General features: G+C 39.9%; 20 protein-coding genes. 11 read left to right on the forward strand and 9 right to left on the reverse strand.

Going from position 1 to position 23,973, the window contains the following annotated elements; all coding sequences use genetic code 11:
• Window positions 1–35 precede the first annotated feature (35 nt).
• Together C7Y70_RS04745 and C7Y70_RS04750 are read left to right on the forward strand one after the other, a co-directional pair.
• Entirely contained in the window at window positions 36–1,307 is a 1,272-nt protein-coding gene (locus C7Y70_RS04745; protein WP_135473566.1) for an amidohydrolase family protein, read from the forward strand.
• A gap of 207 nt (window positions 1,308–1,514) precedes the next feature.
• Complete coding sequence (locus tag C7Y70_RS04750) at window positions 1,515–3,926, forward strand: TonB-dependent receptor (RefSeq protein ID WP_135473567.1); 2,412 nt, start codon at window positions 1,515–1,517, stop codon at window positions 3,924–3,926.
• Window positions 3,927–3,970: 44 nt separating this feature from the next.
• On the opposite strand, the gene adhP is transcribed toward C7Y70_RS04750, so the two are convergent.
• Window positions 3,971–4,981, reverse strand: coding sequence for an alcohol dehydrogenase AdhP (adhP, locus tag C7Y70_RS04755; RefSeq protein WP_099293333.1), 1,011 nt, complete (start codon window positions 4,979–4,981; stop codon window positions 3,971–3,973).
• 190 nt (window positions 4,982–5,171) lie between these two features.
• On the opposite strand from adhP, the gene C7Y70_RS04760 reads away from it, so the two are divergent.
• Complete coding sequence (locus C7Y70_RS04760; RefSeq protein WP_135473568.1) at window positions 5,172–5,717, forward strand: MarR family transcriptional regulator; 546 nt, start codon at window positions 5,172–5,174, stop codon at window positions 5,715–5,717.
• Between the two features lie 127 nt (window positions 5,718–5,844).
• Entirely contained in the window at window positions 5,845–6,276 is a 432-nt protein-coding gene (locus C7Y70_RS04765) for a hypothetical protein (RefSeq protein ID WP_135473569.1), read from the forward strand.
• Between the two features lie 355 nt (window positions 6,277–6,631).
• Here the strand turns inward: C7Y70_RS04765 and C7Y70_RS04770 are convergent, their stop codons facing one another.
• On the reverse strand, window positions 6,632–7,672 hold the full coding sequence (locus C7Y70_RS04770; RefSeq protein WP_099293338.1) for a lytic murein transglycosylase: 1,041 nt from the start codon (window positions 7,670–7,672) through the stop codon (window positions 6,632–6,634).
• Window positions 7,653–7,934 carry a YcgL domain-containing protein gene (locus C7Y70_RS04775; protein ID WP_099293340.1) on the reverse strand — a complete coding sequence of 94 codons (282 nt, stop codon included), beginning with the start codon at window positions 7,932–7,934 and terminating at the stop codon, window positions 7,653–7,655. The genes C7Y70_RS04770 and C7Y70_RS04775 overlap by 20 nt, the downstream gene beginning before the upstream one ends.
• A 168-nt stretch (window positions 7,935–8,102) precedes the next feature.
• On the opposite strand from C7Y70_RS04775, the gene minC reads away from it, so the two are divergent.
• From minC to minE, 3 genes are read left to right on the forward strand one after another with little or no spacing between them, the layout of a single operon-like run.
• On the forward strand, window positions 8,103–8,807 hold the full coding sequence (minC, locus tag C7Y70_RS04780) for a septum site-determining protein MinC (protein ID WP_135473570.1): 705 nt from the start codon (window positions 8,103–8,105) through the stop codon (window positions 8,805–8,807).
• A gap of 5 nt (window positions 8,808–8,812) precedes the next feature.
• Window positions 8,813–9,622, forward strand: a complete 810-nt coding sequence (minD, locus tag C7Y70_RS04785) for a septum site-determining protein MinD (RefSeq protein ID WP_099293344.1) — start codon at window positions 8,813–8,815, stop codon at window positions 9,620–9,622.
• Window position 9,623: 1 nt separating this feature from the next.
• On the forward strand, window positions 9,624–9,887 hold the full coding sequence (minE, locus tag C7Y70_RS04790; protein WP_087531477.1) for a cell division topological specificity factor MinE: 264 nt from the start codon (window positions 9,624–9,626) through the stop codon (window positions 9,885–9,887).
• A 79-nt stretch (window positions 9,888–9,966) separates the two neighbouring features.
• Here minE and C7Y70_RS04795 read toward each other — a convergent pair whose 3' ends face one another.
• Both C7Y70_RS04795 and zigA read right to left on the reverse strand, forming a co-directional pair.
• Window positions 9,967–10,635, reverse strand: a complete 669-nt coding sequence (locus C7Y70_RS04795; protein ID WP_135473571.1) for a DUF1826 domain-containing protein — start codon at window positions 10,633–10,635, stop codon at window positions 9,967–9,969.
• Window positions 10,632–11,834: a zinc metallochaperone GTPase ZigA gene (zigA, locus tag C7Y70_RS04800; protein ID WP_135473572.1), complete on the reverse strand. Its 1,203-nt coding sequence runs from the start codon at window positions 11,832–11,834 to the stop codon at window positions 10,632–10,634. Before zigA ends, C7Y70_RS04795 begins: the two co-directional genes overlap by 4 nt.
• Before the next feature lie 356 nt (window positions 11,835–12,190).
• Between zigA and C7Y70_RS04805 the strand changes: the two genes are divergently transcribed.
• A complete protein-coding gene (locus tag C7Y70_RS04805) occupies window positions 12,191–12,850 on the forward strand; it encodes an NAD(P)H-dependent oxidoreductase (protein ID WP_135473573.1) in 660 nt (219 codons plus the stop codon).
• A 64-nt stretch (window positions 12,851–12,914) separates the two neighbouring features.
• Here C7Y70_RS04805 and C7Y70_RS04810 read toward each other — a convergent pair whose 3' ends face one another.
• From C7Y70_RS04810 to C7Y70_RS04820, 3 genes are all read right to left on the reverse strand, one after another.
• Complete coding sequence (locus C7Y70_RS04810) at window positions 12,915–13,913, reverse strand: N(4)-(beta-N-acetylglucosaminyl)-L-asparaginase (RefSeq protein WP_135473574.1); 999 nt, start codon at window positions 13,911–13,913, stop codon at window positions 12,915–12,917.
• Between the two features lie 68 nt (window positions 13,914–13,981).
• Complete coding sequence (locus C7Y70_RS04815; RefSeq protein WP_135473575.1) at window positions 13,982–16,831, reverse strand: discoidin domain-containing protein; 2,850 nt, start codon at window positions 16,829–16,831, stop codon at window positions 13,982–13,984.
• Window positions 16,832–16,946: 115 nt separating this feature from the next.
• The gene (locus C7Y70_RS04820; protein ID WP_135473576.1) at window positions 16,947–19,928 is read right to left on the reverse strand and encodes a TonB-dependent receptor; all 2,982 of its coding nucleotides are present in this window, start codon (window positions 19,926–19,928) and stop codon (window positions 16,947–16,949) included.
• Between the two features lie 395 nt (window positions 19,929–20,323).
• On the opposite strand from C7Y70_RS04820, the gene C7Y70_RS04825 reads away from it, so the two are divergent.
• Both C7Y70_RS04825 and C7Y70_RS04830 read left to right on the forward strand, forming a co-directional pair.
• Window positions 20,324–21,064, forward strand: coding sequence for a copper homeostasis protein CutC (locus tag C7Y70_RS04825; protein WP_167850791.1), 741 nt, complete (start codon window positions 20,324–20,326; stop codon window positions 21,062–21,064).
• Window positions 21,057–21,935 (forward strand): BadF/BadG/BcrA/BcrD ATPase family protein, encoded by an 879-nt coding sequence (locus tag C7Y70_RS04830; protein ID WP_135473578.1) that lies wholly within the window; start codon window positions 21,057–21,059, stop codon window positions 21,933–21,935. The genes C7Y70_RS04825 and C7Y70_RS04830 overlap by 8 nt, the downstream gene beginning before the upstream one ends.
• On the opposite strand, the gene C7Y70_RS04835 is transcribed toward C7Y70_RS04830, so the two are convergent.
• Entirely contained in the window at window positions 21,925–22,647 is a 723-nt protein-coding gene (locus tag C7Y70_RS04835) for an AraC family transcriptional regulator (RefSeq protein ID WP_099293362.1), read from the reverse strand. The genes C7Y70_RS04830 and C7Y70_RS04835 overlap by 11 nt on opposite strands.
• Before the next feature lie 161 nt (window positions 22,648–22,808).
• Here C7Y70_RS04835 and C7Y70_RS04840 point away from each other — a divergent pair, with 161 nt between their 5' ends.
• Window positions 22,809–23,969, forward strand: a complete 1,161-nt coding sequence (locus C7Y70_RS04840) for a Gfo/Idh/MocA family oxidoreductase (protein WP_135473579.1) — start codon at window positions 22,809–22,811, stop codon at window positions 23,967–23,969.
• The last annotated feature ends 4 nt before the right edge of the window (window positions 23,970–23,973 follow it).

Genomic DNA, 23,973 nt, shown 5'->3' on the forward strand with positions numbered 1-23,973 from the left:
ATTAAACGTACTAACAAGCGACAAAAACTAAAATAATGAAAAATATAAAAGTAATCACACTTAGCTTAAGTGCGTTTTTATTGTGTAGTCCGATGGCACAAGCTACTACTTATATAACTGCTAAAGCAATGGTAGACGTGCAAACAGGTCAGTTAAAAAATCAACCTCTTTTAAGCATTGACGACGGCGTAATTACTCATGTTGAATATGCCAAACAGCCAAATTTAAAACCAGGTGATAATCATATCAAGCTTGATGAATTAACGCTGCTTCCTGGCTTGATGGATATGCATGTGCACTTAACCAGCGACCCTACCGTACCGCGCAGCGAGCGAATTGGTCAGTCAATTCCACGCAAAGCAATTAAAGCGGCCTATTTTGCCAAAAAAACTCTGCATGCTGGTTTTACTTCAGTTAGAAATGTAGGCGCTGACGGTTACAGTGTCATTGCCGTTAGAGATGGTATAACCGCAGGCGATATAATAGGACCACGAATATGGGCAGCAGGCCCCTCTTTAGGTGTTACTGGTGGCCACTGCGATAATAATCGGCTACCACCAGAACTAAAGTACACAGCAACAGGTGTTGCTGATGGCCCTTGGGCTGCTAGAGCAAAAGTACGCGAAAATATAAAATACGGTGCCAATGCTATAAAATTTTGCGCAACAGGCGGTGTTTTTTCTAAAGGCACAAAAGTGGGTATTCAACAATATAGCCAAGATGAAATGAATGCAATTGTTGATGAAGCCCATATGCGAGGTTTAACCGTTGCAGCTCACGCACATGGAACCAGTGGCATTAAGGCCGCTATTGTAGCAGGAGTAGACAGTGTAGAGCACGTAAGTTACGTTGATGATGAAGCCATCGCCCTTGCTAAAAAACATGGTACGTGGTTTTCAATGGATATTTATAATACTGAGTATACCCTGACCTACGGTGAACAAAACGGTGTTGCAGAAGAAAACCTTGCCAAAGAGCGCTTAGTGTCTAAAAGACAACGCGACAGTTTTTCTCGAGCAGTTAAGGCGGGTGTAAACATGGTGTTTGGCACTGATGCAGCTATTTACCCGCATGGCGATAATGCAAAACAGTTTTCACGAATGGTAAAATTAGGCATGACTGAGTTACAGGCGATACAGTCTGCAACAATTAACAGTGCCAAATTATTAAAGGTTGAGCAATCTTTTGGTCAGATCAAGCCAAACTTTGCCGCCGATATAATCGCAGTGAAAGGAAACCCACTAGATGATATTACTTACTTAGAACACGTTGAGTTCATTATGAAAGGCGGCGAGCGTATTAAGTAAACCAAAGTGCTATTTTCATTTAAACGTGGGGCACCCTCACCCCACGTAATAAACTATTCATCCCCGCTGCCCATCAAAAGTAAATATTTATAAAACATGCCGTTATAAAAATGTATACAGCCTATTTAATTTTAATAAAAGTTAATTTTTACTTGTAATGAAAATGCAACCCATTATCATTGCGAAAAACTTTAATGGCGACTATGTATGACAACACATAAACTTTCTTTAATTACGCTCGCGTGCTTAACTTCATTCAATGCTTTATCAGCTCAAGAGTCTGAACTAGAACATATCACTGTTTATCAAAAGCAAAACCATGTTGTGCTAAATTCCGGTTTAGCAACAAAATCTGATATGTCTCTGATGGAGACGCCTGCCCCAATTGTGGTGGTGGATCAAGAATTAATAAATTCACAAGGGGTTGATAACCTTCAAGACTTAGCGCGTAATATCAGCGGTGTTACCCAAGCAGGTAATAACTATGGTATTGGTGATAACTTGGTTATTCGTGGCTTAGGTGCAAATTACACGTATGACGGTATGTACGGCGGTGCAGGTTTAGGCAATACCTTTAACCCAACTCGCTCGCTAACTAATGTTGAAGCAGTAGAAGTTCTTAAAGGTCCAGCCACGGGTTTATATGGTATGGGCAGTGCCGGTGGTGTTATAAACCTTATTGAAAAAAAACCACAGTTTGAAGCAAAGCATTCAGTGCAAGCTGAGGTTGGTCAATGGAACACTTACTCACTTGCAGTTGATAGTACAGATGCGATTACAGATAACCTAGCCTACCGAGTAAACGCTAAAACAGCACGCAGTGACGGCTATCGTGATTTAAAAGACGATCGTGATGAGATATATAGCTCACTAAAATATGTTTTCGATGATAAACAAGACATCATGCTCTCAGCGGCTTATATAAAAGATGCCATTGCTGTTGACTCTATCGGCCACCCTATCCGTATTTTTAATGCAGAGTCGGTTGGTGGCAAAACAGCGAGTCAGGTAACTGGCGATGATCTAGTAAATGACCAATCATTGGCTGGTTTACAGTTAACCCAAGCACAACGCCAACAACTCGCTGATTCATTAGCCATTTCAGATGGTTTAACGCCTTATACATTTGGCCACAACGGGATAATTTCCCCAATGGCGAAGGATAATAAAGGTGAAGAACTGCGTTTTAAATTAACGCATAATTATTACCTTACGCATGATTTATTTTTAAACCAACAACTGCAATATCGTAATTACGAATCTAGCTTTGCCCGTCAAACCGGCGCTTACAATTATGTGTATTGGAACCGCAGAGGTGTTATTAATGCAGACCCACGCGCCCCATTAGTTATTGATGATGTGCTCTATCCGTTTGCTGCTCGTCGACAAGAATATCGCCAAGTTGAAGCGAACGAAAAATCATGGCAGTACTTTGCTGATTTACGCTATGACTTTAGCCTGGGTGATATAGATAATGAGCTATTAGTTAATGCTAATTACGAAGACCGTGATGTCCGCTTCACACAATATTCTATTTGGGATAAAGACTATATTCTCAAAGATAAAAACGGTGATACTACATACCAAGGATCGTTACCTTATATTTTTGACATTCGCACACCAAACTGGGGCGAAGGTCAATTTAGTGATTACGACCCACTTAAAACCAGTAACTACAATAAGAAAGTTCAAGCATGGGGCGTAGGTCTACAACATGTGGCCTATATTCATGACACATTTACCACCCGTGTTGGTTTTGCCTATAACGAAATTACACAAAAATATGAACACTTTGGTGTAGACGCACGTTATCGTGCAAGCGCTGCAGCTGCAACACCAGAAGCCAGCACCTCCGATAATGGTTTAACCTATAACTTAGGCGCTACTTATAAACCAAGTGATGACATCTCACTGTTTATAAATCACTCAAAAGGCCGCACAGCTTACAGTGTTCTAGGTTCAGTAAAAGGAAATGAAGCTGACCGTGAAGACGCGCAGTCGCTCAGTACTGACTTAGGGATTAGAATGAAGGGCTTTGATGATCAATTACTCGCTTCATTAGTCGTGTTTGATACCGCACGTACTAACTTAGAATATGCAAATCCTGACTATGATGAAGCTACATCGCCTGCATCGGTACCACAAAGTTATTTTGATGGTGAAGAACAAACCCGTGGTGTGGAACTTGATTTAAATGCGTATTTAAACGAGCAATGGAAAGTCAATATTAACGGTGTTTATCAAGATGCCCGCGATAAGAAAAACCCTAACTCAAGCTCATTTGATACTCGTCAAAAAGGCGTTCCCTATGTCACAGCAAGCACATGGGTTACCTATAGCGCTCAATGGTTTGAACTAACAGAGCCATTAAAAATTAGTGCCGGTGTTAAATATGTTGATGACAGAAGCACTAACTCGTCATCATTCGGTATTCCAGATGGCTACGTAGCGAGTTATACCGTTTATGATGCTGCACTGAGTTACAACACCGAACAATGGGGCATACAGTTAAACCTAAATAACCTCTTTAATAAAGTATATTATTCAAAAGCGATGTTTTTGGGTGGAATGCCTGGTGAAGAGCGAAATGCAAAATTAACATTGAGTTATAAACTGTAAATTATCAAAGTAGAGCGCACATCGTGTGCGCTCTGAATTATTTTCTATATAGTAACTACAATTCGACCGTTAATATCGCCTTTTAACATGTCGTCAAAAATCTCGTTAATGTCATCGAGGCGTTTTTCTTCAATAATGGCACGCACCTTACCTTGCGCTGCAAACTCTAAACATTCTTGTAAGTCTTTACGCGTGCCAACAATTGAACCCACGACTGAAACCCCATTTAAGACTGTATCAAATATTGGCAAAGGCATTTCCTCTGGTGGCAATCCAACTAAAACGCATTTACCACCGCGCCTTACACTTTTATACGCTTGCTCAAAACCAGGCTTTGAAACCGCCGTACACACTACGGCATGCGCGCCCCCTACTTTTTCAAAAATTGTTTCGCTTGGCACACACTCTTTAAAATCAAGGGTTATATCTGCGCCGAGCTTGGCAGCTAAAGCAAGCTTTTCACTCCCCGTATCAACTGCAATTACGTTAAACCCCATGGCCTTAGCGTACTGCACAGCTAAATGACCTAGGCCACCTACACCTACAATAGCAACCCATTGTCCCGGTTTTGCCTCTGATACCTTTAATGCTTTATAAGTGGTCACACCCGCGCAAAATAATGGGGCTGCTTCAGCAAAGCCAACATTATCAGGTATTTTTACCACGTAATCGCCATGAGCTAGACAATATTCAGCATAGCCTCCATCAATTGAATAACCTGTATTGTGCTGCGACAAACAAAGTGTTTCTTTTCCATCTAAACAAAATTCACAATGCCCACACGCACTGTAAAGCCACGGCACACCCACTCTATCACCCACTTTCAGATGATGTATATTACTGCCTACCTCTTCAATCACCCCAACACCTTCATGGCCTGGAACCAAAGGCATTTTAGGTTTAACAGGCCAATCGCCATGGCATGCATGTAAGTCCGTATGGCAAACGCCACATGCTGCAATTTTTACCAGCACATCATTTATACCAACCGTTGGAATAGGTAAATCAGTAATTTCTAAGCGTCCTTTGAATTCAGTATTTATAGCAGCTTTCATATTTAATTCCTTGTGAGAGTTGTCATCGTTATGGGTATAGCTTACGCCAATATAAAGGAATGTGATTTAATCTAAATCAAACTTTGGTCGCACAAAAATTAGGCAGCCCATATTATCAATCACGGTAGTACTTGCTATACAGTTTAAGCGTGCTAGCATTAGTTTCATTGTTTATTGAAACTTAAAAAATATGACATTATCAGACAAAAACTACGCATTTGTAATGCACTGTGGCGAAATGGGCAGTCGTTGGGGGTTTAATCGTACAATTGGTCAAATGTGCGGGTTACTTATTATTACTAAAGAACCTATGACGGCCAATGAAATTGCAGATGCCTTAAGCATTTCTAGGGGTAATGTCAGTATGGGAATAAAAGAATTGCAATCGTGGCGCCTCATTAAGGTGCAGCATATTCCCGGCGACCGTAAAGAGTATTATGCTCCAGCTGGTACAATTTGGGACATGGCCAACCGCGTATTTGAAGAGCGCAAAAAACGCGAGATAGATCCAACGCTCAGCTTACTACGCGACAATATTATAGAACAAGCCCACAACGATGATGAACGTTTCGCTCAGCAACAAATGCAAGAAATTCACGACTTGTTAGAGACCGTCACAAAATGGTCAGCCGAATTACAACGCCTAAGCCCAGAACAACTGCAAAGCTTAATGAAACTCGGCTCAGGCATAGGTAAAGTACTCGACTTTAAAGATAAAATATTGAAGAAACCGTAGCAGCGATTTTATATCGCGTCTGTGTTTATTTGGTTCTAGGTTCTAATAGTTTTAAGCACTGAGTTGATCGAGAAGTGAAAAAAATACAAAGATCATAAATAACTATACAAGGAATTTAAATTAACTCATGGCACTAGCTAGAAATAGAAATTACTTTCAAATATTTTTTGCGTCATTATCACCATTGATATTCGTAGTACTTCTTCTCGCAGAGTTGCAGTTTGATTGGGCATATTCATTAGCCATAATTATTCTTTGTTACTTGGCTTCATTGATCTTATGGTTTAAGAACGCAAGTAAGCCAGCAGCATGGATTAACAAAAGTGAACTACATATCCGAGATGGCGTGTTCGATACTGATATTATCCATAAAGATTTACTAGAATCTATGCGTTATGAAATTGGCCATAAGCGGGCTGTCGCAGGTAGTAATGCAGGGGAAGCTGAGATGCACATATTGGTTATTAAAATGAAAGGCTTTGATGAATGGACTTTACCCATTAAGGATTTAGTAGAACATGGGCCCAATTTAAGACTTTATAAGTTTATAAGTTTATAAGGGATAATTTTTATAATTTGAAGCTGGTGAAAAGATAGCTTTCACAAGCTATAAATACAATTGTAATTAAAGTTGATATTCTCAATATTACTTTTAACATAGTAACATTAGGTAGAAACAATATAAAACAACCCTTTAATGCTAGGCTTAGATGCAGACTGATAAGGTATTTATTCGTTGGGTTTCGTTCTCTTTCCCCAAACAACGCAGCTAATTTTAACTCCGAACTTACGACTTAAAGCTTACCGCTCCTAGCTCGCTTATATTCTTTATAAACAAAAGCGCGAGATATACTCGCGCTTTCTAAAAACACCCTAGCACCTAGTTACCTAGCAACTAGTCATCTATTAACTTACTAAATCGCTGGATAACCAATGCGGTCTGATAAGTAACCTACGCTGGTGGCGAAGTAGTATGAACGGTTCCAATGCATTAGTGATTTGTAGTTATCATATGCAAGGTACATGCGCCCACCCATGTCATCTGGCATGACGAGGGCCGCTGTCACATCGACATTTGGAAGATCTGTGCCGTCCATCTTACGCAGACCAAGCGCTTGCCAATCTGCTAATGAACGCTCTGAATCGGCCCAGTACTCTAGCCACTGCTTACGCGTGCGCGTTCCGCGTTTTAATACATAGTTTTTATCAAAGCCATCAGGTAATTTAACTTGGCGTCCCCACGTTAAATCGTCATTCCAACCAGCTTGTTTTAAATAGTTTGCGATTGACGCAAAGGCATCAGCTTGTGTGGTCCAGATGTCTTTGCGACCGTCATTGTCATAATCAACGGCGTAAGCATTAAATGAGGTTGGCATAAATTGCGTTTGCCCCATTGCACCAGCCCACGAACCTTTAAATTTATCGAGTGTAATATGCCCTGCTTTTAAAATGTCCAACGCAGCCCATAGTTGGTTTTTGTACATAGTTTCGCGACGGCCATCAAATGCAAGTGTGACAACTGATGAAATAACATTATGACCGCCTTGTATTTTACCAAAGTTACTCTCAAGGCCCCAAAGTGCAACGATAAAGCGCGCTTGTACGCCAAATTCGTCTGCAACTTGTTCTAAAATTTCTTTATTTTCAGCATACAGTTTACGAGCACGGTCTATTTTCCATTGCGGTACACGTTTTGGTAAGTATGTTTCAAGGGTTTCTTTTACTTCTGGCTGGTTTTTATCAGCTGAAATAACTTTTTTCTTAAACTTAGCCGTTGCAAACGCAGCATCAATGAGTTGTTTGTCATAGCCTTTTTGTGTTGCTTCTTGTTTGAGGTCTGCAACATATGCATCAAATTTTTCTTGTGTATTGGCCAGTGCCGATGTGCTTATGCACGCACTACAAATAATAGCAGCCAATTTCGTTAATACTCTTTTAGTCACTCTCAACTCCATTTTGTTTTTTAAACTCAGCAAGTAAATTATCTTGTGGTGGTGGAATCTGCAAGTAAAACCCATTTTCTGTTAACGCTTGCTTAACTGCGTTTAGATCAGCAACACCTAAGTGCTCCCGTTTTGCTAAATTTATTAGCATGACATATACGGGTTTACCAAACATACCCATTAGAGGTTCAGGTACCTTGCTAAAATCATCTCTTTTTTCGACAAAAAGAAAGGTATCCGCTTTTTTCTTACTTTTATATACCGCAGTGAGCATTATGAGCCTATAAATTCTTGCGTAACAGTGCCGCACACTATAACATGAGAGTAATAATAAGTTAGAAAAAATAGATTAGAAATTTCAACTTAATCCATATAATTTAGGCCATTTTAGGCTGTGTATATCTAGGTTTAATTTCTTATCAAATAATACAATTGAGTGTATATGTCGGACCAAATATTTGAGTTAAAGGGAAATCTATTTACGCTATCAGTGTTGCATCTGTACAGCACTGATATAAACCTTTTAGCAGAACAACTTTACATAAAAATATCACAAGCCCCACGATTTTTTGAAGGCGCACCTATCGTTGTTAATTTAATTGAAGTGAACAACGACCAAATAGACTTTGCACATCTTAAATCTTTAATTGAGCGGCTAAACTTCAATGCTGTTGGTGTGTGTAATGGCTCCGATGAACAACATGCACTCGCTAAGTCAGCAGGCCTGTCTGTTTTAAATTATTCACAAGACGTTAAGAGTGAACCTGTTAAAAAGGAGCCCAACACGTCAATTGTTGAAAAAGCAGTTCATTTACCTGCACAAGTAATCAATGGCACGGTTCGCTCAGGCCAACAAGTCTACGCGAAAGACAGAGATCTTATTGTACTTGGCGCAGTTAGCCATGGTGCAGAAGTAATTGCTGACGGCAACATTCATATATATGGAACATTACGTGGTCGCGCTATTGCTGGCGCGCAAGGTTTAAAAGAAGCGCACATTTTTTGCCAAAAGTTAGAGGCTGAACTTGTTTCAATTGATGGTAATTACTGGATCAGTGACTCTTTACAGGGTGAACACTGGGGACAGGCTGTGCAAATACAACAAAAAAACGAATCTTTAGAAATTTCAGCTTTGGTTAAAGGATAAATCTTATGGCAAAAGTAATTGTCGTTACATCTGGTAAAGGTGGTGTAGGTAAAACTACATCAAGTGCTGCAATTGGCACAGGCTTAGCACTTAAAGGCTATAAAACAGTTATTATCGATTTTGATATTGGCTTACGTAATCTTGATTTAATCATGGGTTGTGAACGCCGAGTAGTTTATGATTTTGTAAATGTAATCAATGGTGATGCAAATCTTAACCAAGCACTTATAAAAGACAAGCGTGTAGAGAAATTATTTTTACTACCCGCTTCACAAACTCGCGATAAAGATGCGCTAACACGTGATGGTGTTGAGCGCGTGCTTAACGAGCTGAAAAAAGATTTTGACTATATTGTGTGTGATTCACCTGCAGGTATTGAAGCAGGTGCAATGATGGCAATGTATTTCGCTGATGAAGCAATCGTCACAACAAACCCAGAAGTGTCATCTGTTCGAGATTCAGACCGTATTTTAGGCATTCTACACAGTAAATCAAAACGTGCTGAAGAAGGGCTTGAAAATATTAAAGAGCACCTTTTACTTACTCGCTACAACCCTGAGCGTGTTGAGAAGGGTGAAATGCTTTCAGTTGAAGATGTGCAAGACATTCTTTCTATCCCATTACTGGGTGTAATACCTGAGTCGCAAGCTGTGTTGAGCGCATCAAACTCAGGTCAACCGGTAATTTTAGACTCTGAATCTGACGCAGGCCTTGCATATGCAGATGCGATTGAGCGATTATTAGGTGAAACCGTCGATTTTCGCTTCTTAGATGTAGAGAAAAAAGGGTTATTTAAACGGATATTTGGAGGTTAATGTGTCTTTACTTGACTACTTCCGCTCAGAAAAGAAAAACACCGCATCATTGGCAAAAGAGCGATTGCAGATTATTGTTGCGCACGAGCGCTCACAGCGTGGTACACCGGATTACTTACCACAGTTAAAACAAGACATCCTTGATGTTATACGCAAGTATGTCAATGTGAATACAGATGCAGTGCAAGTTCAATTCGACCAAAATGAAGATGACTTAGCAGTGCTAGAACTTAATGTCACGCTGCCAGATGAAGAGAAAAAGTAGCTTTTTATAAAATCATCTATGAATTTAAGGGCGCTTTATTGCGCCCTTTTTGTTGTCATACTGTGCAAGCTCTTTGGATCTACATAAAATCCAACGTTAATAAAACACGCTGGCTGTTGCGTGTAACCGCCGGAGAACGATGAACTAAGCCGGCTCCCTCTGTATCTTGCCAATTTTCTCCTTTTAATAGTGCAACATCACCTTTCGTTAACTTTTGTACTTGTTCAGGTTTGTTAAATAACCCCGACTCTTCATCTGTCAGACCATTATTGCCAGCGCCTAATTTGGCACGATCAACATGCTCATGTGCAAGCCACTCAGTAGCAACACCTTGATAGGTTGAAACTAACCTACACGGTATTTTATCAACGTGAAAGCGTGGGCACATTGCTTTATCTAGCATGGTTAATCGCAAACCAGCTCGTTTTAAATCAAACAAGCAACAAAACATGTCAACTTGCAACGCAATATCTTTACTCAAAATTGATACCGCCTCAGAATTACCTAAAATGCGAGTAAGCTCATCGTACGTATTCTCAGGTGCAACGGCTATTTCAAGTGGTTTTAATTGCTTGCTATTTATTAACTCATCGACTGCCGCACAAAGCGTCTTTGCAAGTTGCCTTTGCCAAATAACAATATTTACCTCAGGTTGGTAAATAGCTGCAAATATACTGGGCTCAGTACCTACAGCCGCACGACTCGCTAATTGTTTCTCAGCTACTTTAACTGCTGCAAGGGAATTCATACACTTTCCTCCCACACTGGAAATGGGTCATTTAACGATGCCCAGTGCTCTTTACCTTTGTGCAAAATATCATCGTCTAAAAGGCACGCATCGAGTGCATTTTTCATCGCTTCTTTATCTAATGATTGCCCTATGAACACCAACTCTTGGCGCATATCGCCAAATGGCTCTTGCCATTTTTCATTTATCTCAGCAAGTGTTTCTTTATCTGTCGGCCAATGAGCTTTTGCAAGGGCTTTATAAAACATGCCAGCAAAACCGTAATCAGCAATACCCCCCGCTTGATTCCACTGCCCACAAAAATCAGGGCGTGTTGCTAGCCAAAAATAACCTTTTGAGCGAAGCAATTTGCCATATTGTTCAGTAGTGTGAAGAAATTTATAAAATTTATTAGGGTCAAAAGGCTTATGTGCAACATAATTAAAGCTGCTTATTCCATACTCTTGCGTCTCTGGGATATGCTCACCACGCATTTCTTTTAACCAGCCAGGTGCTTGTTGTGCCTTATCAAAGTCAAATAGTCCGGTATTCAATATCTCTTCTATAGCAACGTTTCCAGCCGATATAGGAATAATCTTAGCCTGTGTATTTAAGGCTTTTAAGATAGCGGTTAGTTGAGAAATTTGCTTAGTGCTTACTAAATCAGTCTTACTGATCAAAATAATATCAGCAAATTCAACTTGATCGACAAGTAAATCCGTAATACTGCGCTCATCTTCTTCGCCTAAGGACTCGCCAACATCGTGTAACAATTGTGCTTGCTGATAATCATGCAAAAAGTTGACTGCATCAACAACTGTCACCATCGAGTCTAATATTGCTACATCTGATAAAGAGATATTATTTTCATCAGCAAATGTAAAAGTTTCTGCAACAGGTAGAGGCTCTGAAATACCCGTGGACTCAATAACTAAATAATCAAATAGCCCTTGATTAGCAAGCTTTGTTACTTCTATCAATAGATCTTCTCTCAAGGTACAGCAGATACAGCCGTTACTCATTTGAACCAGTTTTTCATTATGATGATTGAGCGATACCTCGTTTTTAATAACAGCGGCATCGATGTTGATGTCACTCATATCATTTACGATAACGGCCACTTTTAAATTTTCTCGGTTATGTAAGATATGGCTTAGCACTGTGGTTTTACCAGCCCCAAGAAAGCCAGACAAAACTGTGACGGGCAGTTTCTTATTCATTTTATAGCTCTTTAATTGATACAGTTTAGCAATGTTATATTATATCAGTTGAGTTTGCTAGCTAACGTGTTTACTAACTTTTTTTACAACCGCGTAATATATGTTGAGCTGGGAAATTTTAGTATGATAAGCCACTCAATTAGCCAAAATTGACGTTATTCTATTGCTTACTTGATGACTTCACTGGCCAAAATTAAAATACACTTTATATAATTACCCATATACTTACTAATCCGTTAAGCTCGGATTTAAGCATTTTTTTATTAAGGTAATTTTTTCACTATCACTTAAGCTGTATACCCAAACAATAAATGGCGATTTTTAATAAACTGAAAATATCGTTCAGGAGAAAATGGATGAAGTTTCTTATTTTTTTAGGCACTGTGCGCGACAGTACGCCACCAAGACCTGCTCGTTTAGGGTTGCGCGTTGCAAAGTCATGCCTTCGTTTTTTACAAAATAGTTACCCTAGACATCAATTTGAATTAATTGATCCATTGGATTACCCGTTAGACCCCGTGTTTAAACCGCAATTTGCCTATGCTAAAGGTAAAGCACCCGAGCCACTCAACACCCTTGCAGAAAAAATTGCCACAGCTGATGGCTATATTATGGTAAGTCCTGAGTACAATCATTCAATGAGTCCTGCTCTTGCTAACCTTTTAAATCATTTTGCAAGTTCTTCATTTGCCTACAAGCCGAGCGCTATCGTTACTTATTCCGCGGGGCAATGGGGCGGTATGCGCGCAGCGGTTGGTATGCGTACGTATTTAGCTGAACTTGGTTGTTTATCGGTCTCTGCAATGATTCATATTCCTAAAGCACAAGACGTGTTTAAAGAGGATGGTACTCATACAAATACTGATGAGGAAAGCGCATGGATGAACTATTACAACCGCACATTTAACCAGTTAATGTGGTGGGCATCAGCAACACACCAATATAAACAAGAGGTTAATCCAAATGAGATGGTCGGCGACTTTAAAAACTCTCCATCACAACGAAATGCACCTTAACTTATACGATTAGACCCTTTAAAGGTAGAGTTTAGCTCGGCTATTAAATTATTTATTACTCGGGCTAAACCAAGCTACTGGCATTATTCAATGTATCTTCTTTTTTTGATTTAACCGCATAATTAAAGCCTGGTTGAATGCAATATGAGCCATAGTCTCCCGCTTTATTTAATGCTAAAAACCCCACCTGAAATTGCTTATAATTACCTAACTTACTTGCAATACGTTCAACAGCTGCCTTGCATGCATCTGTTGGCGACATTCCTTGGCGCATCATTTCGACTACAAGGTGACACCCCACCGTTTTCATCATCAATTCGCCCATTCCTGTTGCTGTTGCTGCGCCTATTTCATTATCTACATATAGCCCTGCCCCAATTATAGGTGAATCACCTACTCGCCCTGCCATTTTAAAAGCTGCACCACTGGTGGTACATGCTCCTGATAAGTCACCATAGCTATCAAGTGCTAACATACCTATTGTGTCGTGGTTTTCAATGTTGATAACAGGTGCGTATTTAGATTCCACCAGCCAATCTTGCCACGCTTTCTTTGCTTTTGCTGTGAGTAAATTCTCCTCTACAAATCCCTGTGTTTTAGCAAACTGCAGCGCGCCTTCACCAACCAACATAACATGCGGTGTTTTATCCATCACTAATCTAGCAACTGAAATTGGGTGTTTAATATTTTGAAGATAGGCCACTGAACCACAGTTTTGATTTTCATCCATAATACATGCATCTAGTGTAACGTTACCTTCTCGATCGGGGTATCCGCCATAGCCAACCGTCATCACATCTGGGTCGGCTTCAGGGATCTTAACACCTGCTTCAACTGCATCTATAGCTTTGCCTTTATGAATAAGCACTTGCCAAGCGGCTTGATTTGCAGCTAAACCATGTTGCCAAGTTGACACAACAATGGGCATATTGCGTATTTTTGTCTTGTTGATATTGGCGGCTATCTGCGGCATATTTGCCAGACTTTTATTCGTTAGTGTTGAGGCACCGAACGCGAGTAAAGCTGTAATTGATTGTTTTAAAAATGTTCGTTTAGTATTCATTCTTTAACCTAGCTTTTCATCAATAATAAAAAAGGCCAGAATAAGCTCTGACCTTTGGTCTGTTAAAATTACTGCTCTAACCCTAGTAACTCAATTTCTGCGATTTGGACGAGTCCATCATTGTTTGCGTTTTTACTGATATTCAAACGATAGCTTAAATAGCCAAAACCATTACTGAAATCAAAGGTACGGCGTTCAAAACGGGTATCCCAGCTTTCTCCTACAAAAGCAGCAATTTCTTCCCATGTTTGTCCACCATCATTTGAGCCCAGTAAACTAAAGTTTTCAGGGTCGCGCTCTGGCGCATCATTTGCACTTGTAATAGCTAAACCGCTAACAACTTGTTTTTGAGTAAAATCTACTTGGATCCATGAAGGGTCGTCAGCAGTCGGTGCACCTTGCCAATCATTATGATCAAGCCATTTTGTATTCACATCACCATCAAACGCTTTATCAGCACTTTCACCATCGCCAATACTATAGCGAGCACTGTAACTAGCATCAGGTAAGCGACTTAAATCTGTGTAGGCATAATCAGGGCCAACCGTGGCGATTTCAGCAATTTGTACTAAGCCATCATTATTAGCATTTTTGCTTACTGACAAACGATAATAGCTATAAGCTAAGGTATTACTAAATGTTAGGTTTTTTTGTTCATAACGCTGTTCAAATGTTTCACCAACCCACGAAGCTAAATTAACCCAATCTTCAGCATTATTAGAGCCCATAATACTAAATGATTCTGGGTCACGCTCTGGTGCATCGCCAGCACTGGTTATTGATAATGCATTCACTGCTTTTGCCTGTGGTAACTGGATTTGAATCCAAGCAGGGTCTTCATCAGTAGGTGCACCTTGCCAATCGTTGTGGTCAAGCCATTTTGTATTCACGTCATTATCAAAGGCTTGAGCTGCACTTTCACTGTCGCTAATACTATAGCGCGCACTATACTTTACGCCATCCGCTTTGCTGTGATCTAAACCTGGCTGCACAGGGCCGATTAAGTCGATATTTGCTATTTGCAACAACCCATCATTATTCTTATTTTTACTTATTTCTAATCGATAGCTTGTAAATGCTAATTGATTTTGAAATGTGAAGGTTCTTCTTTGCGCTCGTTCATCAAATGATTCACCTACCCAATTTGCAAGTTTCTGCCAAGTTGTTCCGCCATCATTTGAAGCAAATAATGTAAAGTTTTCTGGATCGCGCTCTGGCGCATCATTTGCACTTGTTATTGCTAATGTATCTACAGCAACAGCACTGTCAAAATCCATTTGTATCCATGATGGATCCGCTTCGGTTGGTGCTCCTTGCCAATCATTATGATCGAGCCATTTTGTCGATGGGTCGTTATCAAATGCCTTATCTTGGTTTTCTGCATCGCCAATGCTGTACCTAGCCGTAGCAACACCATTCATTACATTGGTATGATCAACACTAGTAAACACCGGCCCAACCATTTGAATGTCTGACAACTGCACTAAGCCGTCATTATTTTTGTTCTTTGTTATATTGATACGATAGCTTTTATATTTTTGGGCATTAGTAAAGCTGAACTCTTGTCGCATGAGACGCTCATCAAATGATGCACCGACAAAGCTGGCAAGGTTTGACCATGTTTCTCCATCATCATTCGATCCTAAGATTGTGAAGTTTTCTGGGTCTCGCTCAGGAGCATCATTAGCGCTTGTAATAAACAGACTGCTCACTGCATGAGGGCTTGGAAAATCAACCTGTATCCACGAAGGCGACTCTTCAGTTGGTGCGCCTAGCCAATCATTGTGATCAAGCCATTTAGTGTCAATATTCGAATCAAATGCTTTTGCTGCATCCTCTGCATCACTTATTGCATTTCGTGCTGTATAAACAGCCCCCGTTAAATTCTCTTGAGTTGTCACCTCTTGTAATGGTCCCGTTGATACGGCTTCATCAAATAATGACAGTGATACATCTACAATGGCATCAGCCGATAATCCAAGTTGCTCTGTTAACGGATGAATACTGATAGCATCAAAGGCTGTTTGACGAAGCGTCTCTAAAGCAACGCTATCCTCTGCGAGTGCCAACTGAATATTCTGCTGGGCAGAATCTAAAACTGTTTTTAATGTTTGGGTGTCATTAAATTGAGCAAACGATGCATTAAGTAAAGACAACTTAATGGTTTTTTCATCAGCATATTCAATTGAACAAACCTGCTCACCAGAGTCATTTTCTTCGCAGTTTTCACCCACGATAAAGCTTTCAAGTTTATCTGCGCCAATAACAGGGGTCGTAAATACATTACTATTGCTTGTGTTCCACCCTAACAATCTTAATAAAAGATCAGACACCTGACTTTGGGCTAATACCATCAACTCTGGTGTTGATACATTCTTACCATCATTTATTTGTTGCTCTAATAATTGCGTTGCGAGTGTGGTAAGTGCATTAGCTTGGAGTATTGCATCCTCTTCACCATTGTTTGTATTACCATAATCAACAGATAATTGACCTAATGTGGTAAAGGTGTTTCCTGCAATTGCTCCTTCTGCTGTTAACTGTGTAAAGTCTGCCTCACCACACTGCAAAGCATCGCATAACATTGTCGAGCTCTCGCTTGTTACAACATTTAGCTTAACTGTAGTGTTAATTCCAAAACCTGGGGCTGATGCTAACTCAACAAAAAACTTGCCTTCATTGTCTGTAAATTGAGTGCCACTGATTGTTAGCTCAGTGCCATTTAATGCGCTTACTGATATATCTGCGTTTGCAATCACACCTTTTACAACTGAGCCAGCAATTTCAGCATAGGTTACATCAGGTGTAACAGGAACATCCTCTTTTTGAGGGTCGTTACTTCCTCCTCCACAGCCACTAACAAGCCCAGCAGTGAGAATTCCTGTGCTCAGATGCTTAAAAATTTTTAATTTATTCATAATAATGCCTTAAAGTTCAGGTATCGGTTACACACTAGCTTGCCCAAGTCGTTATTTTTATGGCGTAGGCAATTAATCTTGCTCAGTGTGTAAATACGTACTTATTTATATGGTTTTAAAAACGATAAGTTATGCCAGCATAATATCTTCGTCCGCTATAACTACTGCTGCGAAGGCGGTCTTTACTATCGTCGCCATAATAAGTTCGCGATTCTTCTTTAGTTAAGTTAATCACCGATACCGACAGAATTAGATTTTCTATAATGTTATAAGATGCGTTCAAATCGACTTGCTGATAAGGTTCTTGTGAAACCGTTAAGCCATCTGCAAGGCCTAATGCCATTTTTCCTCGACGGTTGTAAGACGCTCTAACGCTGTAGTCTTGATTTTCAAAGTACGCTGAAAAATTAAATTGATCGTCTGCGCTACCAACAAGTGCAGACTCACCAACTTTCTCGCCATCCACACTAACATCGGCTTGGTTCGTATCATTTAATGTATAGTTAGCATTGATACCAAAACCATTTTCAAATGAATGTTGGGCAAACACTTCAACACCGCGTGACGTTGCATTTGTACCATTGGCGGTTGTCGTAAATGGGGAAACAGTAATATTGCCGGACGAGACAATTTCTTCATCCGTAAATGGATTTGTAAAGCCTTCAAATGGGCGCTCTGAGGTAATAATTAAAGGCACTATAAAATTATCGACATCTTTATTAAATATAGCGATACCCACTGCGGAGCCAACTCCGTAGTAATATTCAGCCGATAAATCTAATTGCACTGATTCAAATGGTTCAAGCGCTTTATTACCACCTGAACCACTCCATCCTTGATCCACGGGGTTACCTCTGAACTCAAGGCGATCATCAGCCCACTCTTGCGATATGAAAGTAAGTTGCTCTGGCGCACCTAAATCATTAAATGGTGCTCGTGACATTGTTTTCGCTGCAGCAGCTCTAACAACGAACGAATCATTGGCTTCCCAAACTAGGTTTAAACTGGGCAGAAAACGTTCATCTTTTACGCTACGCGTGGTCATTGTTTCTACATCAACTAAACGTTCATCGCCTAAGATGTCTTCGCCAGTTACGTCGTTAATATCATCTAAAAAATAATTAATCTTATCTGACGACATAATTTGGGTTTGTGTTTCAACATAACGAACACCCACATTTCCTCGGAAATCACCAAACGAAAAATCAGCTTGTAAATAAGCCGCTGTGATTTCTTCCTCTATATCAAACACAAAATCTGGCTCTCGCCTAGTATACTTAGCGTATTCACTAGTAACTAGATCGCGGTACTTTTGCCAGTTAATACTTGGCATCGTATTAACTTCAATGCCACCTGCAATGTTTTGCTCTGATTCTGCATTAAGTACGTCTTGTAGGCTTGGCATTCCACCAATCCATTGGTAAGCAACTTCGTCAATCGCACCTTGGCTAAATGGGTCTAAATCTCCACTCGCAATACGGTTTGCGCCTTCTTGCGTAATAAAGAATGTATTATTGGTTTCACGGTGCAAACTTGCTTTTCGATGCTTAACACCCACGCGAATTGTATCTACGATGCCATAAGCTATGTGGTAATCTAAATCTAATTGCGCATAGTCTTCAACTAAGTCGCTAACAATAAAGCTTGAGCCTGTTGAGCCCGGATCGGGGTCCCCTGCAACGCCAGCTTGTAAATTTGCTAGTAGAGCAGGATCGGCATAAAGTGATACACGCTCACCTAAACGCCAACCTGCAAACGATGCGGCATTTTCATTAACACCTGAATCACTTCGGCTTGCTGGCTGTCCACTTTTATACGCTGCATTAAATGACTCAGAAGGCCCTCCACTCGCTTCTGTTCGACCAAATTTACCGCTTAAGTCAAACAGGTCGCCCGCATATTCAAATGCAAAATCATAGGTATCAGAGGTGTCTTTTTCTTTTGTATAGCTTCCTATAATCCAAGGAAATTCTAAATTTCCCTCACTGCCACCTGCCCCGCTTGTAAAGTCCATTCCTGTTACAATAGTGCCGGTTTCATCGAGTAAAACACCTGTTAAGTAATCGGGGTTGTATTTCCATTCTGGGATCATCAATTGAGATGTCGTGCGATCCTGCCCCAGTTCGAAATGGAAGTGATTAAAGGTAAGTTCTAAATTATCTGATGGACGCCATTGAAAAGTTGCTTGAATTCCAACTCGCTCGCGGGCCTCTTGCGTAATTCCAACACCAGCAACTTGTGGTGCCCAAACACCATCGTATGTGTTGCCATATGCATCTTCCAATGCATCAAAACGTCTAGTGCTATCCGTTATTTCGTTGCCATTAGTATCCGTTGCAGGCAAATCACTGCCCGTTGCCCAGCGCCACCCACCGCCGCCTGACATATTGCCTGTAAGCGATCTGTTTGTACGCTCTTGATTAGTATATCCAAGTAAAAAACCCAGATTTTCATCTTCATTCTTCCAAGAGTAAACACCACTAAAGTTGGGTTCATATTCTTTTGTAACATCAGCGTAAGTATACTCAACATTCAATACACCAGAGTTAGCTTCCATGTCTAAAGGTGTTCGGCTATTTAGAATGACAGTACCACCCACTCCCCCTTCATCTAAGCGAGCTTCCGATGATTTAAACACTTCAACAGACTTAACCATGGTTGATGGCAATAAGGAATAACTAAAGGAACGTGATGGAGAGCCCGGAGACGACGCGATGAAATTACCATTTAACTGGGTAAGTGTTAAATCAGATGAAAGCCCTCTAATACTCACATTTTCCCCTTCGCCACCACTTCTAGAGATCACAACACCGGGTACACGCTGCAAGGAGTCTGCTACATTTTTATCGGGAAATTTGCCAATATCCTCAGCCGTTATAGCATCAACAATTGAATTTGAAAGACGTTTAATCGCTAGATTCTCTGCCATTGAAGAGCGAATCCCTCGCACCTCTATAACTTCTATGTCATCATCCTGTTCGTTATTTTCATTTTGCGCCAATGCATTACTCGAGCTTGCAATTATCGCTAACATTAATGCTGACTTTCGAAACCGCCGAGCAAGGTTTGGCGATCCTAAACTATTATTATTGTTCATGTTTATCTCCATTCACTGTGTGTGTTCTTGTGCTGTGTAAGCCTTCATAAGGTCAAACAATTAGTTAAACCTAAAAACCAAATAATTAAGTTCAAGGTTAAATTGTTGTTAAATCACAATTCCAGAATAGGGTTTTACAATTAAAAGCGATAATAGAAATTCGGTTAACAATGCTACAAAATCGGCGTTTAGTATATTTTAATATCTATTTCAATTTGAATTGGTTTATAGTCTTAAACCGTAAAAACTGAGTTTATTTATTAGTACAGGAACATTAACACTCAATAAAAATACATATAAATCATTAATTAAAAAGAGATTTATAGTTTATTTTTGATGTCTGACTAAGTGGTAAATAATATATGGCAACTAAATAATTTATTTTAGGAAATGTAGTGACAGGTAAAAATTTAGAAATTTGTTTGAATTCCGACAACCTATTAACGCTCCCTATTAATCTTAATAGTGCATTTATCGCAGGAGCAAATAGAGTTGAGTTGTGCAGCTCTATGCACCTTGATGGATTGTCACCAGACAGTACTGCGATCAAACTGTGTGCGCAACAAATACCAGCACACGGTGAGCTTCTCGTAATGATACGACCTGTTGCAAACACGTTTGTTGCCAATAACAAAATTTTAAATAAGATGATTCGTGAAATAACACGTGCAGCAGATTTAGGGGCAACCGGTGTAGTATTTGGTGCAATATCTAAATCAGAAATAGACATAAACACAACCCAAAAGCTTGTGTTATGCGCACAAAAGAACGGTTTAAAAACAACATTTCATCGCGCATTTGATTGTATTAATGATAAACAACAAGCTATAAAGCAACTAATTGATTTAGGTATTGACCGCGTGCTAACTAATGGAAATCATTGGAATGCAAACCAGCCTATACTGCATAACCTTTATCAATTAGAACAACTTATTGAGGAAGCTCAAAATCAAATTGAAATTGTGATAGGTGGTGGTGTAACTACTAAAAACGCAGGAAAATTATGGCAACTAGCTGTTGGCAATTTAGTATCACTTCATACACACTCAAGCGTACTCAACAGTAAAGGGTATATTAATCCATTATTGATAAGTGAAATTTTAGATACTACTGAAAAGCAGGCATTGAATGATTGATAAAAAACCACAGTTTTATTTAGGTATTGATGGCGGTGGAACAAAATGCCGTGTCAGACTCGAAAACGAAAAAGGCGGTTTACTCGCGCAAGCACAAAGTAGCTCTGCAAACATTGCAACGTCAGTAGAAATAGCACAAAAATCTATTGTTGATGCGACCATGCTAGCACTCAAGGAAGCAAATTTACCAGCCTCTGTACTGCCTTCTATCAATGCTTATGCCGGGCTTGCAGGAGCAAACATTGAAAACGCCAAAGTAGCTATGTCCAAATGGTTACATCCGTTTGCACAATTTAATTTTTCTACAGATTTACATATAGCCTGCCTTGGTGCGCACGGAAGTAACAACGGCGCTATTATCATTCTTGGTACAGGTTTTTGTGCTGGTGTCATTCAAAATAATCAAGTAACAGAGCTTGGAGGTCACGGACTACTGTTGAGCGATGGTGCCAGCGGAAGCTGGATTGGCCTTGCTCTTTTTCGCCATACTTTAGAAGTGCTAGATGGCCTTTATCCAAGTACGCCATTAGTTGAGGCATTTTTAGCTCAAACAAAGTTTGCTAATGCACACCTGTTAACTCAACGTGCAATGAACGAAAAGCCAGCTTATTTCGCTCGTTTCGCACCGCTGGTATTTACTATGCGTGAAGACCCTATTGCGAAATCGATTATTCAAAAAGCAGCGGATTATACAACCCGTTACATCGAACATTTAGTAAGGCTCGGATTTAAAGATATCACTCTAGTCGGTGGAGTGGCAGATAAAATTAGCCCATGCTTGTCCAGCAATATACAAAGCTACCTTTGTAATGCTAAATATTCACCAGAGCAAGGGGCTATTCAATTGGCTAGACATTACGCTAACGATTAATGTTTTCGCGCATTTGTGAAGGTACTTCACCAAATAAACGTCTAAATTGTTTACTAAAATAACTAGGCTCTGCAAAGCCACATTGGTAAGCTATTTGCGAAATAGGTAAGCGTGTTTCAACTAATAATTTACGTGCATTTTCCAAACGTATTTCGTTAATAAATTGATTTGGTGTTTTAGCTAAATGTTTTTTAAAGCGCCTTTCTAACGCACTCACAGATAAATGAGCAAGGTCCGCTAAGTGTTCTATGTTGATAGGGCGTGAATAATGTTCGCGAATATAATCTACTGGCCCTTCTATTGCCCTAACATGGGACAAAGCTTTAGAGGTCTTTTGAAGGTGACGTGTAACGCCATAAGTTCCGACAATTTCTTGATCCAAATAAATAGCTTTTTTAGAAGTTGAAAACCAAGCCAAGTCTCCATTTGATGTGTGGTTTAATTCAAGCCTGTCGGTGACAGTTCCCCCCAACATCACTCGCTTATCATCATTTACATATTGAAACGCTAAATGTTTTGGTGAAAAGTCATAATCAGTTTTTAACGCTATTTGCTCAAACGTTTTATAACCCTGATGTTCAATAAAATGCTGATTGGCAAAGAGAACTCGACTTTCAGTGTCTTTTACCCAAAACAAAATATCAGGCAACATATCAAATGCTGATATTAATTGATTGACACCTGCTCTATCAATAATTTGCTGAATGTCCAACGCACAAAACCTCTAAAATCAACTTAAAACTTAATATATAAAACGCCGATTTTGTTGCATTGTCAACCGAATTTTTATTACCCCTGATGATTACCATTCTCTATTATTAATAACATGATGTTAACTAAATTCAATAGATTACTATTGAGGTGGTATTTTAGATGAATAACACAAAAATCCGAATGGGAATGGTTGGTGGCGCTGAAGGCGCATTTATTGGTGGCATTCATCGTATTGCAGCTAGACTCGATGGAATGATCAGTCTTGTCGCGGGCTCTTTTAGTTCTAACCCTGAACTGACAAAAAAAACAGCAGCCATGCTGGGGATCGATTCCAGTAGAAGCTATGACACTTATCAACAAATGTTTATTGAAGAAGCAAAACTACCTGTTGATGAACGCATTGATTTTGTGGTTATTGTAACCCCCAACCATCTTCATTTTCCTATCGCTAAATTAGCCATTGAAAGTGGTTTTCACGTTTTATCAGATAAGCCTGCCACATTAAATCTCCATGAAGCATTGAGCTTAAAACAAAGTTTAGATAACAGTGATTGTTTATACGGATTAACCCATACCTATACCGGTTACCCAATGATCAAAGAAGCGAAATATCGTATATCCCAAGGCGAGATAGGCACTATTCGTAAAGTCATTGTTGAATACTCGCAAGGTTGGCTTAGTCAAACCGAAGACGAACAGGTAAAACAAGCCCAATGGCGTTTAGACCCACAGCAAGCAGGAATAAGTTGTTGTATTGCTGATATTGGCGTTCATGCAGCTAATTTAGCAGAATATGTTAGCGGCCTCGAAATTAACGCACTTTGTGCTGATCTGAATCAGGTTGTGCCAGGGCGAACACTGGATGATGATGGCACTGTTTTGCTGCGCTTTAATAACGATAGTAAAGGCGTGTTACTTGCGAGCCAAGTAGCGCTTGGTGAAGAAAATAATTTATCTCTTCGCATATACGGTGATAAAGCAAGTTTAGAATGGAACCAAATAGAGCCAAACAGCTTATGGCTGAAAAGTCATAACGCACCAACAACATTATTACGTGCAGGGGTTGCGCTTAAAAGTGAAGCAGCACAAAACGCACTGCGTGCACCTGCAGGCCACCCAGAAGGTTACCTCGAGGCTTTTGCCAATATATACGTCAACTTTGCAAATCAAATAAACGCCAAAAAAGCTGGGAAATCAGCAACTAATGTTGAGTTCGATGTACCAGGTATAAAAGATGCGATTAGAGGCATGGCATTTATTGAAAATGCAGTAGCAGCTTCTAAAGAAGAGACTAAATGGCACACATTTAAAATTGGATAGAGAT

It is taken from the genome of Pseudoalteromonas sp. KS88 (assembly GCF_004766475.1).
Taxonomy (GTDB): Bacteria; Pseudomonadota; Gammaproteobacteria; order Enterobacterales; family Alteromonadaceae; genus Pseudoalteromonas.

Excerpts from the sequence above, each read along its gene's own strand:
- C7Y70_RS04830 (WP_135473578.1), top strand. The coding sequence starts at position 21,057 with ATGATTGATAAAAAACCACAGTTTTATTTAGGTATTGATGGCGGTGGA.
- minC (WP_135473570.1), top strand. The coding sequence starts at position 8,103 with ATGTCGGACCAAATATTTGAGTTAAAGGGAAATCTATTTACGCTATCA.
- C7Y70_RS04750 (WP_135473567.1), top strand. The coding sequence starts at position 1,515 with ATGACAACACATAAACTTTCTTTAATTACGCTCGCGTGCTTAACTTCA.
- adhP (WP_099293333.1), bottom strand. The coding sequence starts at position 4,981 with ATGAAAGCTGCTATAAATACTGAATTCAAAGGACGCTTAGAAATTACT.
- C7Y70_RS04765 (WP_135473569.1), top strand. The coding sequence starts at position 5,845 with ATGGCACTAGCTAGAAATAGAAATTACTTTCAAATATTTTTTGCGTCA.
- minD (WP_099293344.1), top strand. The coding sequence starts at position 8,813 with ATGGCAAAAGTAATTGTCGTTACATCTGGTAAAGGTGGTGTAGGTAAA.
- C7Y70_RS04805 (WP_135473573.1), top strand. The coding sequence starts at position 12,191 with ATGAAGTTTCTTATTTTTTTAGGCACTGTGCGCGACAGTACGCCACCA.
- zigA (WP_135473572.1), bottom strand. The coding sequence starts at position 11,834 with ATGAATAAGAAACTGCCCGTCACAGTTTTGTCTGGCTTTCTTGGGGCT.
- C7Y70_RS04810 (WP_135473574.1), bottom strand. The coding sequence starts at position 13,913 with ATGAATACTAAACGAACATTTTTAAAACAATCAATTACAGCTTTACTC.
- C7Y70_RS04760 (WP_135473568.1), top strand. The coding sequence starts at position 5,172 with ATGACATTATCAGACAAAAACTACGCATTTGTAATGCACTGTGGCGAA.
- C7Y70_RS04770 (WP_099293338.1), bottom strand. The coding sequence starts at position 7,672 with ATGGAGTTGAGAGTGACTAAAAGAGTATTAACGAAATTGGCTGCTATT.
- C7Y70_RS04745 (WP_135473566.1), top strand. The coding sequence starts at position 36 with ATGAAAAATATAAAAGTAATCACACTTAGCTTAAGTGCGTTTTTATTG.
- C7Y70_RS04795 (WP_135473571.1), bottom strand. The coding sequence starts at position 10,635 with ATGAATTCCCTTGCAGCAGTTAAAGTAGCTGAGAAACAATTAGCGAGT.
- C7Y70_RS04815 (WP_135473575.1), bottom strand. The coding sequence starts at position 16,831 with ATGAATAAATTAAAAATTTTTAAGCATCTGAGCACAGGAATTCTCACT.
- C7Y70_RS04820 (WP_135473576.1), bottom strand. The coding sequence starts at position 19,928 with ATGAACAATAATAATAGTTTAGGATCGCCAAACCTTGCTCGGCGGTTT.
- C7Y70_RS04775 (WP_099293340.1), bottom strand. The coding sequence starts at position 7,934 with ATGCTCACTGCGGTATATAAAAGTAAGAAAAAAGCGGATACCTTTCTT.
- C7Y70_RS04840 (WP_135473579.1), top strand. The coding sequence starts at position 22,809 with ATGAATAACACAAAAATCCGAATGGGAATGGTTGGTGGCGCTGAAGGC.